This window comes from Micromonospora sp. NPDC047753 (genome assembly GCF_040642735.1).
GTDB lineage: Bacteria > Actinomycetota > Actinomycetes > Mycobacteriales > Micromonosporaceae > Micromonospora.
The window spans coordinates 1-15243 of the sequence record NZ_JBEYSL010000116.1 but is presented as its reverse complement, the minus strand read 5'-3'; the positions used below and the strand labels follow the sequence as shown (position 1 = coordinate 15243).

14 protein-coding genes are annotated in these 15243 nt (G+C 69.7%); 1 reads left to right on the top strand and 13 read right to left on the bottom strand.

Features of this window, described 5'->3' with window-relative positions; all coding sequences use genetic code 11:
• From ABZ749_RS12880 to ABZ749_RS12820, 13 genes are all read right to left on the bottom strand, one after another.
• Positions 1-661: M15 family metallopeptidase (locus tag ABZ749_RS12880; RefSeq protein ID WP_357226967.1), on the bottom strand; the 661-nt coding region annotated here is incomplete at its 3' end.
• A complete protein-coding gene (locus ABZ749_RS12875; RefSeq protein WP_357226965.1) occupies positions 658-1788 on the bottom strand; it encodes a D-alanine--D-alanine ligase family protein in 1131 nt (376 codons plus the stop codon). The genes ABZ749_RS12880 and ABZ749_RS12875, both read right to left, overlap by 4 nt.
• Positions 1785-2819 carry a pyridoxal-phosphate dependent enzyme gene (locus tag ABZ749_RS12870; RefSeq protein WP_357226962.1) on the bottom strand — a complete coding sequence of 345 codons (1035 nt, stop codon included), beginning with the start codon at positions 2817-2819 and terminating at the stop codon, positions 1785-1787. The genes ABZ749_RS12875 and ABZ749_RS12870 overlap by 4 nt, the downstream gene beginning before the upstream one ends.
• Positions 2820-2892: 73 nt before the next feature.
• Positions 2893-3957, bottom strand: coding sequence for a HAMP domain-containing sensor histidine kinase (locus ABZ749_RS12865; RefSeq protein ID WP_357226960.1), 1065 nt, complete (start codon positions 3955-3957; stop codon positions 2893-2895).
• Positions 3954-4619, bottom strand: a complete 666-nt coding sequence (locus ABZ749_RS12860; protein WP_091394074.1) for a response regulator transcription factor — start codon at positions 4617-4619, stop codon at positions 3954-3956. Before ABZ749_RS12860 ends, ABZ749_RS12865 begins: the two co-directional genes overlap by 4 nt.
• Positions 4620-4994: 375 nt before the next feature.
• Positions 4995-5840 (bottom strand): DUF559 domain-containing protein, encoded by an 846-nt coding sequence (locus tag ABZ749_RS12855; RefSeq protein WP_357226957.1) that lies wholly within the window; start codon positions 5838-5840, stop codon positions 4995-4997.
• A 246-nt stretch (positions 5841-6086) separates the two neighbouring features.
• A complete protein-coding gene (locus tag ABZ749_RS12850) occupies positions 6087-6878 on the bottom strand; it encodes a G5 domain-containing protein (RefSeq protein ID WP_357226970.1) in 792 nt (263 codons plus the stop codon).
• Positions 6879-7148: 270 nt separating this feature from the next.
• Positions 7149-8330, bottom strand: coding sequence for a saccharopine dehydrogenase C-terminal domain-containing protein (locus ABZ749_RS12845; RefSeq protein WP_357226955.1), 1182 nt, complete (start codon positions 8328-8330; stop codon positions 7149-7151).
• Entirely contained in the window at positions 8330-9796 is a 1467-nt protein-coding gene (locus ABZ749_RS12840; RefSeq protein ID WP_357226952.1) for an FAD-dependent oxidoreductase, read from the bottom strand. Before ABZ749_RS12840 ends, ABZ749_RS12845 begins: the two co-directional genes overlap by 1 nt.
• Before the next feature lie 37 nt (positions 9797-9833).
• Positions 9834-10670, bottom strand: coding sequence for an ABC transporter permease (locus tag ABZ749_RS12835; RefSeq protein ID WP_357205713.1), 837 nt, complete (start codon positions 10668-10670; stop codon positions 9834-9836).
• Positions 10667-11575: an ABC transporter permease gene (locus ABZ749_RS12830; protein ID WP_357226950.1), complete on the bottom strand. Its 909-nt coding sequence runs from the start codon at positions 11573-11575 to the stop codon at positions 10667-10669. Before ABZ749_RS12830 ends, ABZ749_RS12835 begins: the two co-directional genes overlap by 4 nt.
• Positions 11572-12729, bottom strand: a complete 1158-nt coding sequence (locus tag ABZ749_RS12825) for an ABC transporter ATP-binding protein (protein ID WP_357226947.1) — start codon at positions 12727-12729, stop codon at positions 11572-11574. The genes ABZ749_RS12830 and ABZ749_RS12825 overlap by 4 nt, the downstream gene beginning before the upstream one ends.
• Positions 12729-13913: a spermidine/putrescine ABC transporter substrate-binding protein gene (locus ABZ749_RS12820; protein ID WP_357226944.1), complete on the bottom strand. Its 1185-nt coding sequence runs from the start codon at positions 13911-13913 to the stop codon at positions 12729-12731. The genes ABZ749_RS12825 and ABZ749_RS12820 overlap by 1 nt, the downstream gene beginning before the upstream one ends.
• A 215-nt stretch (positions 13914-14128) precedes the next feature.
• On the opposite strand from ABZ749_RS12820, the gene ABZ749_RS12815 reads away from it, so the two are divergent.
• Positions 14129-14641, top strand: coding sequence for an Lrp/AsnC family transcriptional regulator (locus tag ABZ749_RS12815; RefSeq protein ID WP_357226942.1), 513 nt, complete (start codon positions 14129-14131; stop codon positions 14639-14641).
• Positions 14642-15243 lie beyond the last annotated feature (602 nt).

Genomic DNA, 15243 nt, shown 5'->3' with positions numbered 1-15243 from the left:
CGGGTATCGATCGCGCGGCGACCAGGTCCACCGGGCCGTACCGGGTGCTCGGGGCCCTGGTTATCAGCGCCCAGTAACGGTCGCCGTACGACCAGTGCCACCACTCGGTCGGGTAGTTGACCATCCCCGCGCCGCCGAGGGCGTCCACCATGATCTGCCGGTGCCGGCGGGCGGCGCCCCCGATCGTCGGCGCGTCCGTGAAGCAGGCGTCGGCGCTGTCCTCCGGTGTGGCGTCGATGGCAGTGCCCAAATCCAGCTCCACACCGTCGTCCGTGCAGAGCGTCAGGTCCACCGCGCCGCCCGTGCTGTGCGGGGCCACCTCGACCGGCGACACGAACTTCGTGGTCTCCCGGTGCAGCCGCTGCGGCGACCAGTCCGGGTGCCGTCGGCGCAGCTCGTCGCGGTAACCGGTGAAGATGGCCAGTTGCGCCTGGTACGGCCGGTAGCCCTCGACCACCAGCAGCCGCAGCCCACCGGGCAGGGCCCGCTGCGCGGCAAGCAGGCGGTCCACGACACCGGCGCGCAACCGGGCGTACGCCCCGGCCGGGTCGGCCGCCCGGCCGTCGAGCCGCAACTCCGGCAGCTCACGCAGGTCAACGAACTCCTCGCCGTCGTCGGCGCTGGGCACCGCCGCCACCCGGGGGTCGGAGAGCAGGATCATCGGATGCTCCCCGCCGTGCCCGCCGACCGTTCCGCATGGCGGACCCGGGCCAGCTCGACGAGTCGGTCCACCACCTCCCGGTAGCCGACCCCGACGGCGGCCCACACCTTCGGGTACATCGAGTGCGCGGTGAAGCCGGGCATCGTGTTCAGCTCGTTGACGTACAGCTCGCCGGCCGTCTCGTCGTAGAAGAAGTCGACCCGGGCCAGACCCCAACCGCCGATCGCTGCGAACGCGCGCAGCGACAACTCGCGGACCCGTTCGGTCACCTCGTCCGGCAGCACGGCGGGGACGATCATCGGGTCGGCGTCGCCGAAATACTTCTGCTGGTAGTCGAACCAGCCGCCGCTGACCTGCACCTCGCCCACCGCCGACGCCTCGGGACGCCAGCCACCGAGCACCGCGCACTCCAACTCCCGGCCGACGACCCCCTGCTCCACAATGACGAGTTGGTCGTGGCGAAGCGCCTCCTCCACGGCGGCGGCCAGGTCGTCACCCTCGTCGACGCGGGAGATGCCGATCGACGAGCCCATGCTGGCCGGCTTGACGAACAGCGGCCGGCTCAGCCCGGTCACCAACTTCTCCGGGTCGTCGACCTCCCGGTAGGTGTGCGCGTCGAACGACACGTACGGGGTGACGGGGATGCCCTCGGCGCGCAGCGCCCGCTTCATCGCCACCTTGTTCATACCGACCGCCGAGGCGAGGATGCCGCACCCGACGTACGGCACGTTCAGTGACTCCAGCAGCCCCTGCACCACGCCGTCCTCGCCGTACGGGCCGTGCAGCACCGGGAAGACCACGTCCAGCTCGGCGTGCACCGCGCCAGGGGCGTTACCGGCGGACACCTGCACGACACCCGCACGCGGACCGGCCCGCAACTCGACGGCCGGCCCGGTCACCACCAACTGGTCGTCGATGGCCCGCTCGCCGGCCGGTCGGTCGCGCAACTCGGCCAGCAGCGCGTCGGGCATCAGCCGGAAGCCGCCGCTGCGGGTGACACCGATGGCCACAGTGCGGTAGCCGCCACCGGCGAGCGCCCGGGCCACCCCGAGCGCGGAGGCACAGGAGACCTCGTGCTCCGCCGACGGCCCACCGAACAGGATTCCGATCCGCACTGGCGCGCTCACGCCGCCGCCCCTTCCTCAGCCAGGTCGGCCGATCGCGGGGCCATCAACCGGGCCACCAGCGCCGCCTCCACGTTCCCGCCGGTCAGCACCACGCCGACTGTCCGCTGCCGGTCGCTGTCCGACGCCCTTCGGCTTCCGCCGGCCGGTGGAAGCCGGAGGGCGCCGGCCAGGCCCGCCGCCCCGGAGGGCTCGGCGAGCACCTTGAGCTCCGTCAGGATCAGCCGGAACGCCGCCGCGATCTCGGCGTCGTCGACCCGGACGACCCCACGCAGCGTGTCCCGCACGATGGCGAACGGCAGCTCCCCCACGCAGGACGGCCGCAGACCGTCCGCGATGGTGGCCGCCGGCGCTACCGGCACGCGTACACCTGCCGCCAGGCTGCGGGCGAGCGAATCGCAACCCACCGGCTCCACGCCGTACACCTCGATGCCGGAGCCGGCGGCGGCCAGGCAGGCGCCGGCCACCCCGCCACCACCACCCACCGGTACGACCAACGCGTCCAACGGCGTCCCCGCGCGCTCGGCGTCCTCGATCAGCTCCAGGCTCGCGGTGCCCTGCCCGGCGATCACGTCCGGGTGGTCGTACGCGTCGACGACGGGGTGACCGCTCTCGTCGCTGAGCCCGTTGGCCACCGCCACCCGCTCCTCGACGCTGGTGCCGGCGAACACCACCCGCGCCCCCGCCGCGCGCGCCCGGTCGACCTTCGTCGACGCGGCGTCGACCGGCAGCACCACTGTCGCCGCGAGCCCGTGCTGCCGGGCCGCCAACGCCACCGCCACCGCGTGGTTGCCGGTGCTCTGCGCGATCACCCCGGTGTGGCCGGCCACCGCGAGGCGGCCGACCGCGCGCAGCGCACCCCGCATCTTGTACGAGCCACCGTGCTGGAGGTTCTCCGCCTTGAGCAGCACCCGTGCCCCGGCAAGCTCGTCGATCACCGGGGAGCGCAGCACTGGGGTGCGGACCACGAGGCCGGCCAGCCAGCGGCTGGCCTCCTCGACATCGGCCCGGACCTGACCAACTGTGCCTGTCATCGTCTCTCCTTCTCGGGCACGCCACAGGCAGGGTCCAGCGGTACGTGGACCCCGGTGACTGTGGGTGGAAGTGTCAGTTCAAGGTGGGTAGCTGGACGTCGACCCGCAGACCGCCGTACTCGGCGGGCCGGGCCGCGATGATGCCGTCGTGGGCCTGGGTGATCGAACGGGCGATGGCCAGGCCCAGCCCGGCCCCACCGCCCTGCGAGGTCCGGTCCCGGGCGAGTCGGCGGAACGGCTCGAACAGACCGGCGACCGCCTCGGCCGGCACCGGCTGGCCGGTGTTGACCACTGACAGCGCGGGCACGCCGCCCACCACGACGGTCAGCGAGCCGCCCGGCCGGTTGTACTTGATCCCGTTCTCCACCAGGTTGGTGACCAGTCGTTCCAGCAGCACCCGCTCGCCGACGACCACCCGGGGTACGAGATGGGTCTCCACTGTGACGCCGGCCTCCCGGGCCCGGTCCAGGTAACCGGCCAGCACCGCCTCGACGATCGCGTCCAACCGCTGCGGTATGCGGGAACGGAGACCCTGGTCGCTCTCGCTGAGCGCGAGCAGGCCCTCGATCAGTCGTTCGTTGCGCTCGTTGGTCTCCAGCAGCTGACTGGTCAGCAGCTCCAACTGCTCGCCGGTCAGCGCCCTGGCCATACCGACCTCGATGAGCGTCCGCTGCACGGCGAGGGGCGTACGCAGCTCGTGCGAGGCGTTCGCGGCGAACCGCCGCTGCCCCTCGTACCCGGCGGAGACGCGTTCCATCATCTCGTCGATCGCCCTCGACAGCCGGGCCAACTCGTCGCCGCCCCGGGGCCGGATCCGGTGACCAAGGTTCTGCGGGCCGAGCTGCCCGATCGGCCCGGCCAGGTCAGCGACCGGGCGCAGGCACCACGCCGCGGCGAACCAGAGCCCCACCAGGACGGCGAGGGTCACGAGCAGAACGGCCACCAGGGGCAGCATGAACGCCCCCGGCCGTACGTTGCGACACACCGCCGACATCCCCGGCACGGGCAGGTCACAGAACTGCTGCCCCCAGTTCCAGGTCACCTGCGACAGCCACTTGCCCATCGCCGGCAGTACCGGGCCGGCCAGCAGCGCCAACAGCCCCACCAGCAGCACCCGACGTCGGGGCGTCCAGCTCACGCCGTGCCGCCGATGCGGTAGCCGGCCTTCGGAACGGTGTGGATGATCGCGGGATCGCCGAGCTTCTTGCGCAGGGTCATCACGGTGACCCGTACGGCGTTGGTGAACGGGTCGGCGAACTCGTCCCAGGCCTGCTCCAGCAACTCCTCGGCGCTGACCACCTGGCCGTCCGCGCGCAGCAGCACGTGCAGCACCGCGAACTCCTTGGGGCTCAACGCGAGAGGGCGACCGTCCCGGGTGGCCAGGTGCCGACCCACGTCCAGGGCCAGACCGTCCTGGGCGAGCACCGGTGGCAGCGCCGGCGTCGACCGTCGCCCGAGGGCCTGCACCCGGGCCACCAACTCGGCGAAGGCGAACGGCTTGGTCAGGTAGTCGTCCGCGCCGAGGCCGAGGCCCTCCACCCGGTCCCGGATGCCGGCCGCCGCGGTGAGCAGCAGCACCCGGGTGCCAACCTGTGAGTCGGCGATGCTGCGGCACACCTCGTCGCCGGTGTGTCCGGGCATGTCCCGGTCCAGCACCGCCACGTCGTACCGGTTCACCCCGACCCGCTCCAGCGCACCGTCACCGTCGTAGCAGACGTCCACGGCCATTGAGAGGCGGCGCAGCCCTTCGGCCACCGTGTCCGCCAACAACCGCTCGTCGTCCGCCACCAGCACCCGCACGTTTTCCCGCTCCCCCAGTTCGGCTTGCCCGGCATACCGTCGCAGGCCCGGGTTAAGGGTTCTGTAAGCACCCGCCGCAGCCATCCTCCACGCGGCTGTCCAGCGGGCAAACCATCGCAACCCAGCCCCCACCCCCTTCGTCCCCGTCTCACACGCCCCGCGCCAAACGTCCCAACACCCCGAAGAGCCACAGCAATCAACAGTGACCCGCGCCACAAGACCCCGAAAGGCCACCCCGCCCCGCCCCGCCCCGCCCCGCCCCGTCGATCTTGCACTTTGTGTTGCCGAAATATGAGTAAGGCGTTTTTTGTCGGGGCAGAAAGTGCAAGATCGGCGAGGGTGGGGGCACGGGCACGGGCACGGCACGGGGGGTGGTTAGGAGAGGGCTGCGCGGATGGTGGCTTTGATGTGTTCGGGGCGGCGGTAGAGATCGCGGTCGGTGAAGTAGCGCATCCGCCAACCCGCTGCGGCCAGCCAGTTGATCCGCTCACGGTCGTGCCTGAGTCGATCGCGGCTCAGGTGCGACAGTCCGTCGTACTCGATGCCAATTCGGCGTTCGCGGTAGCCCAGATCGAGCCGGTACAGAGGGATGCCATGGCGGTCGGTCACCCATAGTTGCGGCTCCGGCGGCGGCAGGCCTCCGTCGATCAGGATCAGTCGCAACTGGCTCTCCTGTCGGCACTCCGCTCTGCCGTCTGCCAGCGGTATCAGTTGGCGGGCCTGGCGGACACCCCGCAATGCGTTGTGGGCCGCAACCTCGGCCAGCAGGTCATCCTGGGTGACCAAGCCCGACCGCAGCGCAGCATCGAGCACTGGGAGTGCGTCGACCCGACGAGCGGCGCGAGCGAGGTCGACTGCGCAACGCGCCGGTGGAACGCAGGGCAGGCCTGCGACGAAGACCGGCCGAGCGGGTAAGACCGTCCGGTGAACGACCACCCCGGGCAGACGGGGCTTTGGCACCTCGGCGGGCAACTGGATGTGGATCAGATCGTCGCGCAGGACCCCGAAGCCGTATCGGCGGGCGGCACTCTGCCTCGCCAACATCGCTCCGTCGGGCAGCCGGAGCATTAGGGCACGCAGTTCGTCGTCGTCGTCGCAGAGCTTGTCGGCGTAGACCCCTCTGCGCACACGCAGGATTTCCTCGCGGTCGAGCCGAGTGCGTATCCGTCCAACGGTGAGCTGCCGCATCAGCGCGTCCGTACGCCACAACTGAGTTGCCATGGAGGGAGGCTGACCGACCGGCACCTCCGCCAGTGCCCCGCAATAACTACCTGTGGAAAACCAACTCCCCTGTGGACAACCCCCACAGCACCCTCAGCCGTGCTAGCACCAACCCCCAAAATCCCCACCCCAAACCCCTCACCCCCGCGATCTTGCACTTTGTGTCGGCGATATGTCCGATAGGAGGCATAAGTAACCGCAGAAAGTGCAAGATCGCGGGGGTGAGGGGTCTCGAGGGGGCCAGGACTAGTCGCAGGCTATGCCGTCGCCGTCTCGGTCCAGGTCGTAGATGTCGTCACCGATAACCCTGATCGGCCCTCTGACGTAGGCGGGGCCGTTGCCACTGCCACCCGCGCAGTCGACGTCGCTGGCGATCGGGACGCAGCCGCTGTAGTTCGGGTCGCACTTCGACGACTGCGGCTTCTTGGTGCCGACGGCCACGACCTGGGTCACCGGCTGCTTCGTCACTGCGGATTTGACCAGTTTCTTGGCCGTCCGCACGCCGTCGGTGGTGGTCACCTCGTAGGTCATGGTCCGGACGCCGTTCACGCCCTTGGTTCGGACGACCCGCTTGCCCTCGGCCAGTGACGAGTCCTTGACGGTCCGCTCGCCGTACCGGATGGTGGCCTTCTCCGTCACGGTCGTCACCTGCACCACCGGCACGGCCGCCGCCGACGAGGGCGCCGTGGCAGGCACCGACGAGGGCGCCGTGGCAGGCACCGACGAGGGCACTGTGGAGGGCGCGGCGATCGGCGACTCCTCCTGGGCCGGGGCCTCCTCGGTCGGCTCGCCGGGCGCGGCCAGGATCGGCTGTTGTGGTTGCTCGGCGGCGGTGCCGGTCCTGGTCGGCTCCGGCTCGCCGGTCAACGCGCCGACGATGGCGGTGCCGGTGCAGCAGAGCAGCAGGATCGACAGCGTGACCGAGCCGAGGATCACGGCGACCCGGCTGGCGGGAGTGGCCCGGCGGAACCAGTTCGGTCGGGGCGTCTGGCCGAACGACGGCGGGTACGGCGGCCCCGGGTGCTGTGGTGGTTGCATCGTCACGGCGATGAGTGTCGTCGCAAACACAGCGTGCAATATCCCCCGTCGTGTTCGTCACCTGCGCCTTTCGCTTCGCGGGAAAGATCGGTGGGCACGTTGGCGGGCGACGAGTCGGCAGGTGCGGCAACCCTCCAGGCTGGCAGGGCAGGGCCGATCGTGCGGGTATCAGCACCAACAAAAGCCGCAGATCCCCACGCACCGCGTCGACAGCGGTCGGAGATCGAACTACGGCGACGGAACTGTCGCGATGCCGTCAGCGGGATGAGCTCACCGTTCCTCCATCGCCCACGGTGAGCCGTAACCGTTCAGCAGGTCGAGGAAGGGCATCGGGGGCAACGCCTCCGGTCCGAGCACGCCCACGCCGGCCCACGCGCCGCTGGCGAGCAACTCCAGGGCGACGACCGGGTTGACGGCGGTCTGCCAGACCACCGCCTGGTGCCCGTACTCCCGCATCGACCACTCGTTGTCGACCACGTGGTACAGGTAGACCTCGCGGGGTTGCCCGTCCGGGCCGAGGCCGCGTACCCAGGTGCCGGCGCAGGTCTTGCCGCGCATCCGGGCACCGAGCGTGGCCGGGTCGGGCAGGCTCGCGGCGACCACGTCACGCGGGGAGACCTCGACGCCGCGTACCCGCACCGGGGAGACGGCGTCCAGACCGAGCTTGTGCAGCGTCTTGAGCACCTCGATGAACTCGTCGCCCAGGCCGTACTTGAAGGTGACCCGCCGGGCCTTGACCCAGCGCGGGATGAGCAGCACCTCCTCGTGCTCGACGTTGACGCACTCGACCGGCCCGATCCCCTCGGGGAAGTGGAAGACCTCCGGCTCGGAGAACGGTTCGGTGGTGAACCAGCCCCGGTCTTTCTCCCAGATGACCGGCGGGTTGAGGCACTCCTCGATCGTTGTCCAGATGGAGAACGAGGGCGCGAAGTCGTACCCGTCGACTGTCAGGTTCGCCCCGTCCCGGACACCGATCTCGTCGATCTCGCTGAACAGTTCATCGGCGGCGTAACGGGCGAAGACGTCGGAGAGGCCGGGCTCGACCCCGATGCCGCACAGCGCCAGCCGACCGGCCGCCGACCAGGTGTCGGCCAGCGCGAACTGTTCGTCGCCGAGCTTCACGCCGGTCTCGACGTGTGACAGCGACATCGCCATGTCCAGGTAGTCCGCGCCGGCCGCGAACGCGCCGTCGAAGATCGGCATGACGAACCGCGGGTCGACGGCGTTCAGCACGTGCGTGATCCGGTGCTCCCGACACAGTGCGGTGACCGCGTCGGCCGAGGAGGCGTCCACCTGGGCGGCGACGAAACGGTCACCGTGCCCGGCGACCGCCCGTTGGGCCCGAACGGGGTCGTGGTCGGCCACCACGATGGTCTCGAAGAAGGTCCGTCGGGCGGCGATGGCTACGGCGGCGGAGCCGACGCCACCGGCGCCGACGAGGAGGACACGCATCAGGAATCAAACCCCAAACCGAAACGATCGAGAGTACGGAGCCAGAGGTCGCGCCGACCCTCGCGCGCGTCGGCGCGGGCCAGTGACCAGCGGGTGAGATTGATGCCGACCGCGCGGACGGGTTCCGGTGGGAACGGCAGTGGCTTGCGGCGAACCAGGTCGAGCCGGGTCAGCGGGGTGTTCCCGCCGTCGAGCAGGTCGAGCAGCACCCGGGCCCCGAAGCGGGTGGCCCCGACGCCGAGGCCGGTGTAGCCGGCCGCGTACGCCAGCCGACCGCCGTAGGCGGTGCCGAAGAACGGGCAGAACCGGGTGCAGGTGTCGATGACTCCGCCCCAGCGGTGGCTGAACCGCACGTCGGCGAGCTGCGGGAACGTGGTGAAGAAGTGGCGGGCGAGGGTGGTGAAGGTGGCCTGTCGTTGTTCCAACTCGGGCGCGACCCGGTTGCCGTAGTGGTACACGGCGTCGTAGCCGCCGAAGAGGATCCGTCCGTCGGTGGTGATCCGGTAGTAGTGGAACTGGTTGGCGGTGTCGGCGAGCCCCTGCCGGTTGCGCCACCCGATGGCGTCGCGCTGGGCGGGGGTGAGCGGCTCGGTCATCAGCACGTGGTCGTAGACCGGCACCAGGTACGCCCGCAGCCGGCGTAGCAACGGCGGGAACGCGTTGGTGGCCAGCACGACCCGGCGCGCCCGGATCGAGCCGGGCAGACCGGCGGCACTGGTGTCGGCCCGGCCACTGTCGGCCGGGTGGGCGGCGGGACCGGTGCCCAGGGTGCTGGCGTGCAGGGCCGCACCGTCGGCGCGCAGTCCGGTGACCCGGGTGTGCTCGTGCACGCGTACGCCGAGGTCGAGGCAGGCACGGCGCAGCCCCCAGGCCAGCTTCGCCGGGTCCACCATGGCCACCCGGTCGGCGTCGAACATCCCACCCAGGTACGTCGGTGAGTGCACCTCGGCGCGCACCTCGTCCCGGTCGAGCAACCGCACCCGGTGGCCGTACCGGCGGGCCAGGTCCGCGTCGGCGGCCAGCCCGTCGAGTTGGTACGGCTCGACGGCGACGGCCAGCTCACCGGTGCGCTCGAAGTCGCAGTCGATGTCGAACTTCGCGACGGTGGCGGCGATGGCGTCCAGGTTGTCCCGGCCGAGGCGTTCCAACTCGCCGACCTCGTCGGGGAACCGCTCGACACCGTTGGCGAGGCCGTGGGTCAAAGAGGCGGCGCAGAAACCGCCGTTGCGCCCGGAGGCCGCCCAGCCGCAGGTCCCAGCGTCGACGAGCAGGACGTCCCGGTCCGGGTCCGCCTGTTTCGCCAACAGCGCGGCCCACAGTCCGCTGTAACCGCCGCCGATCACCAGCAGGTCGGCGGAGTGCCGACCGCTCAGCGGCGGTAGCGGGTCGGGGCGGTCCGGGCGGTCGAGCCAGTACGGCACGGGTGCCGCGTCGGCCATCGCCCGGCCGGTATGTGGGAGCGTCATGACGGCCCGCCGGTCGGACGATCCGCGTTCGGGAGGGTCATGACGACCGACGCGGGTGACCCGACGGCCCGGACAGCAGCGCGGCGCGGCGGGCCCGTCGACCGCGCAGCGAGCTGAGCCCCACGAGCAGCAACGCGACCGCGAACATCGCCGTGCCGATCACGTTGACCTGCGGTGGGATGCCACGCTGGGCAGCGCCCCAGACGTACATCGGGAACGTGACGGTGGTGCCGGCGTTGAAGTTCGTGATGATGAAGTCGTCGAAGCTGAGTGAGAAGGCCAGCAACGCGGCGGCCACGATGCCGGGCAGTACCAGCGGCAGGGTGATCCGCCGGAAGGTCTGCCACTCGTTGGCGTAGAGGTCCATGGCGGCCTCCTCCAGCCGCCGGTCCATCCCGGCGAGCCGCGCCTTCACGGTGACCACCACGAACGACACGCAGAACATCACATGCGCGATCACGATGGTCCAGAAACCCTGCGGTACGCCCGCCGACACGAACAGGGCCAGCAGCGACGTGCCCATCACCAGTTCCGGGGTGGCCATCGGCAGGAAGATCAGCACGTTGATCCCGGATCGGCCCCGGAAGCGGTGCCGGACCAGCGCGAACGCCATCAGGGTGCCGAGCACTGTGGCGACCACAGTGGCGATGAAGCCGATCTGCACGCTGCGGACGACCGCGTCGCACATGTCCGAGGTGGCGCACGGCTGCCGCCAGTTGTCCAGAGTGAACTCGTTGAAGTCGTACGAGAGCCGGCTCGACGGCCGGTTGAACGACAGCCCGGCCACCACCAGGATCGGCAGCGCCAGGTAGCCGAGCACCAGCAACGCCACGATCATCACCCAGCGGTCCGCGAGCCAACGGGAAACCCTCACAGGACCTCCTCCGTGCCGGCTCGACGGAGGTAGCCGAAGACCACCGCGAGGATCGCCGCCATCAGCAGGAACGACAGCGCGGCGCCCTGCGGGTAGTCCAGTCGGACCAGGAACGCCGAGTCGATGACGTTGCCGATCATGTATTCGTTCGGGGTGCCGAGCAGCTCGGCGTTGATGTAGTCGCCGCTGGCCGGGATGAAGAACAGCAGCGTGCCGGCGACCAGACCGGGCATGGACAGCGGCAGTGTCACCCGACGGAACGCCTGCACCGGGCTCGCGTACAGGTCGGTGGCCGCCTCCAGCAACCGCGGGTCAAGCCGCTCCAGGCTCGCGTACAGCGGCAGCACCAGGAACGGCAGGAAGTTGTACGTCAGGCCGAGCACCACAGCGAACGGGGTGGCCAGCAGCCGACCGTCCGGGGCGAGCAGGTGCACGTCGCGCAGCAGACCGACGAGCGCGCCGTTGTCCGACAGAATCGTCTTCCAGGCCAGCGTGCGGACCAGGAAGCTGGTGAACATCGGCGCGACGACGCACACCAGCAGCAAATTCTTCCAGCGGCCGGCCTTCTGCGCGATGGCGTACGCCAGGGGGTAGCCCAGCAGCAACGCCAGCACCAGGGCCAGCCCGGCGTAGCCGAACGAGCGCAGGAACTGCGGCCAGTACGCCTGGAGCACGTCCGGGTAGTTGCCGACCGCCCAGGTCATCGCGTACCCGGTGGAGAGCGAGCCGCTGGGGTCGTACAGGCTGGCCGCCGCCAACTGCACGAGCGGCACACCGAAGAAGATGAGCAGCCAGGCCGCACCCGGCAACAACAGGAGGTACGGCAGGAGTCGGCGTCGCCCGGACCGGGCTGCCGGTGGCGCGGGCGGCGGGTGCCCCGATCCGGTGGGGGCCAGCAGGGTCACGACGACACACCCACCGGCTCGTCCAGCACCGGTGACGTCCGGTCGGTGTCGGCGGCGTCGCGGGGCAGCAGGAACGCGTGCCGCGGATCCCAGTACGCCACGGCCTCGCTGCCGACCGCCACTGTCGTCGACGTTCCGCTGTTGGCGGCGAAGACCGACAACTCGGTGCCCCAGCCGGTGCGCAGCAGGTACTGCGTGCTGACTCCCACGTAGGAGGCGTCGGTGACCACTCCGGTGACGTGCTGATGCCCGGCGGGCACCTGGTCGGCGGAGCCGGCCAGAATCAGCTTCTCCGGGCGTACCCCCAGGTGGACCGGGCCGCTCTCGGCCCGTGCGCGGCCGGCGGGCACGGAGAAGCGCGTGCCGTGCGCCGTCACCGCGACGTCGCCGCCGCCGACGCCGGTGGCCTCGCCGGCGAGCAGATTGGACTGGCCGAGGAAGTTCGCCACGAAGGCGGTGGCGGGAAACTCGTAGATGTCGGCCGGGGCACCCAACTGTTCGATCCGGCCGGCGTTCATCACCGCGACGGTGTCGGCCATGGTCATGGCCTCCTCCTGGTCGTGGGTGACGTGCACGAAGGTGATGCCGACCTCGGTCTGGATGCGCTTCAGCTCGATCTGCATCTGTCGGCGCAGCTTCAGGTCGAGTGCGCCCAGCGGCTCGTCGAGCAGCAGCACCTGCGGCCGGTTGATCAGCGCGCGGGCGAGCGCGACCCGCTGCTGCTGACCCCCGGAGAGCTGGGCGGGGCGGCGGTTGCCATAGCCGTCGAGCTGCACCAGCGACAGCATCCGGGAGACCTCGTCGTCGACCGAGCGGATGCCGCGTCGGCGCAGCCCGAAGGCCACGTTCTCGAAGATGGTGAGGTGCGGAAAGAGCGCGTAGCTCTGGAAGACGGTGTTCACCGGCCGCTTGTACGGACGCAGCCGGGCGATGTCGGTGTCACCGAGCAGCACCTGGCCGCTGGTCGGCTCCTCCAGGCCGGCGATCATCCGCAACGTGGTGGTCTTGCCACAGCCGGACGCGCCGAGCAGCGCGAAGAACGAGCCCTGCTCGATGGTCAGGCTCAGGTCGTCGACAGCGGTGAAGACGCCGAACCGTTTGGTGAGGTCGGCCAGGCGCAGATCGCCGGCCGGTGTCTCGCGCGCCATCCTCATCACGCCCCGATGACCTGTTGGAACTTGCCCTCGTACTCCTTCTCCTGCTTCTCGTCCAGGGCCATGAACACCTTGGACTTCGACAGCAGCGCCTCGTCCGGGAAGATCAGCGGGTTGGCTGCCAGCTCAGGATCGATCTTCTCCATCTCGGCCTGAGCGCCCTTCACCGGGCAGATGTAGTTGACGTACGCGGCGAGCTTCGCCGCGACCGCCGGCTCGTAGTAGTAGTTGATCAGCGCTTCGGCGTTGCCCTTGTGGGTGGCCTTGTTGGGGACCATCATGTTGTCGCTGTAGAGCATCACGCCCGAGTCCGGCGCGACGAACCGCACCTTCTCGTCCTCACCGGACAGTTGGATGACGTCGCCGGACCAGCCGATGCACGCGGCGATGTCGCCCTTGGCCAGGTCGGGCGCGTAGTCGTTGCCGGTGAACTTGCGGATCTGCCCGGAGTCGACTGCCCTCTTGAGCTTGTTGAGGGCGTCGTCGAACTGGGCGGCGGTGAAGTTGGCCGGGTCGTGCCCGTTCGACCCGAGCAGCAGGCCCATGGTGTCGCGCATCTCGCTGAGCGCGGTCACCTTGCCCTTGAGGTCGGGGCGGGTGAGCAGTTCGTCGACGGTCCGCAGTTCCTTCGTGACGTTGCCGTTGTACGCCAGGCCCGCCAGGCCCGACTGCCACGGGATGGAGATCCGGTTCTCGGTGTCGAAGGGGCGGTTGAGCAGCGACGGAAGCAGGTTGGCCTGCACGTTCGGGATTTTCGCCGGGTCCAGCTTCTGGATCCAGCCGAGCCGGATCATCCGGGCCGCCATCCAGTCGGTCAGCACGATGATGTCGCGGTCGGTGCTCTGACAGGCGGCAAGTTGGTTCTGCACCTTGCCGAAGAACTCGTTGTTGTCGTTGATGTCCTCGGTGTAGGTCACCTGGATGCCGGTCTTCGTGATGAACTCGTCGAGGCTCGGCCGCTTGGACTCGTCAGCGTCGTCAACGTCCATGTACTGCGGCCAGTTGGCGAAGGCGAGTTTCTTCTCGGTGCCGGAGAGGTCCTCGCTGACGCAACCAGCTTCGGTCTGCTGCGCGCCCTTGGTGCCGCAGCCCGCGAGGCTGCCGCCCATGGTGAGCAGGGCGGCCGAACCGAGAGTGCCGGTGAGCAGTCCACGCCGGGAGAGGAGCCGGAGGGGAGTACGCATGACGACTCCTAGGGGGTCATCGTCGGCGGGCGGGACGGGGGAGGCACGCCGGCGGGAATGTCGGGAGGGTCAAGTGCCATGGACGACTGATCCTGACATGAGGTGACCTCTCTTACAAGGGATTCCGTTGCGGGAATAGCGATGCACGACGAAATACGCCAGACTACGCGGGGTTACACGCGCGACATCAGGATTCAGGACATGGGGAGCGGGCAATGACAAACCGGCAGCACGAGAACAGCAACGGCGGTCGACGCGTCGCTGTCCGTGAAGGCGCCAATCACGCTCTGCTGGATGACGTGGCCAAGCAGATCATCGAGCAGCTCCAGGAGGACGGCCGCCGCCCGTACGCGACGATCGGCAAGGCGGTGGGCCTGTCCGAGGCGGCGGTCCGTCAGCGGGTGCAGCGACTGCTCGACTCCGGGGTGATGCAGATCGTGGCGGTGACCGATCCGCTCCAGCTCGGCTTCAACAGGCAGGCGATGATCGGCCTACGCACCGACGGCGACCTGGAGACGGTCGCGGACCGGCTGGCCGAGCTGGACGAGGTCGACTACGTGGTGATCACCGCAGGGTCGTTCGACCTGCTCACCGAGGTGGTCTGCCGCAACGACGACCACCTGTTGGAGATCCTGCAACGACTGCGCGCGGTGCCAGGGGTGATCTCCACCGAGGCGTTCGTCTACCTCAAGCTGCGCAAGCAGACCTACACCTGGGGTACGGCCTGACCGTCCCCTGATCCACTCGACGTCACCAATAACGCGGCATCAACCACGCCTGGACCCCGCAGATTCAATGAACCGGCAGTGGATCGAGCGCAGGGCCAAGAGGGCGCGGCCACTACTCGGGCGCTTTGGAGCTGATGTCGTAGACGAATCGGCGGCCGGCGGGACCGACGACGAGCCAGCCTGACTGACCCGCCCGGCGCGAACCCGGGCGGCCATGAGCCACCTCGACAAGGCGGCCGTGATATCGCAAACGATTCAACTCCAAAGGCCGCGACCACCACACCTCCAGCTCCTGCCGACTGCCGACCGCCGACTGCCGACCGCCGACTGCCGATCAGCCAGGCCGGCAGTGATGCGGATTCCGTTGCATCAGTGGCGCGCGTGCGCTGAATCCGTCGCCAACTGACCGTGCTACCGCCGATAACACTTGCCCCGGAGGTCTCGACTGTGCGATAACCGTTGGCAGAGCGGCCGGCCTCACCCCTTTGACCGGCCCGACGACCGATGGGGCTGACATGGCCAACGCCACCGACCACCTCTGGATGCACTTCACCCGGATGGCGAGCTACTCCGCTGGTGAGGTGCCGACCATCGTGCGCGGC

Bases quoted from the DNA above. Each gene is read 5' to 3' on its own strand.
- ABZ749_RS12870 (WP_357226962.1), bottom strand. From the start codon at position 2,819: ATGACAGGCACAGTTGGTCAGGTCCGGGCCGATGTCGAGGAGGCCAGC.
- ABZ749_RS12815 (WP_357226942.1), top strand. From the start codon at position 14,129: ATGACAAACCGGCAGCACGAGAACAGCAACGGCGGTCGACGCGTCGCT.
- ABZ749_RS12850 (WP_357226970.1), bottom strand. From the start codon at position 6,878: ATGCAACCACCACAGCACCCGGGGCCGCCGTACCCGCCGTCGTTCGGC.
- ABZ749_RS12825 (WP_357226947.1), bottom strand. From the start codon at position 12,729: ATGAGGATGGCGCGCGAGACACCGGCCGGCGATCTGCGCCTGGCCGAC.
- ABZ749_RS12845 (WP_357226955.1), bottom strand. From the start codon at position 8,330: ATGCGTGTCCTCCTCGTCGGCGCCGGTGGCGTCGGCTCCGCCGCCGTA.
- ABZ749_RS12855 (WP_357226957.1), bottom strand. From the start codon at position 5,840: ATGGCAACTCAGTTGTGGCGTACGGACGCGCTGATGCGGCAGCTCACC.
- ABZ749_RS12820 (WP_357226944.1), bottom strand. From the start codon at position 13,913: ATGCGTACTCCCCTCCGGCTCCTCTCCCGGCGTGGACTGCTCACCGGC.
- ABZ749_RS12840 (WP_357226952.1), bottom strand. From the start codon at position 9,796: ATGACGCTCCCACATACCGGCCGGGCGATGGCCGACGCGGCACCCGTG.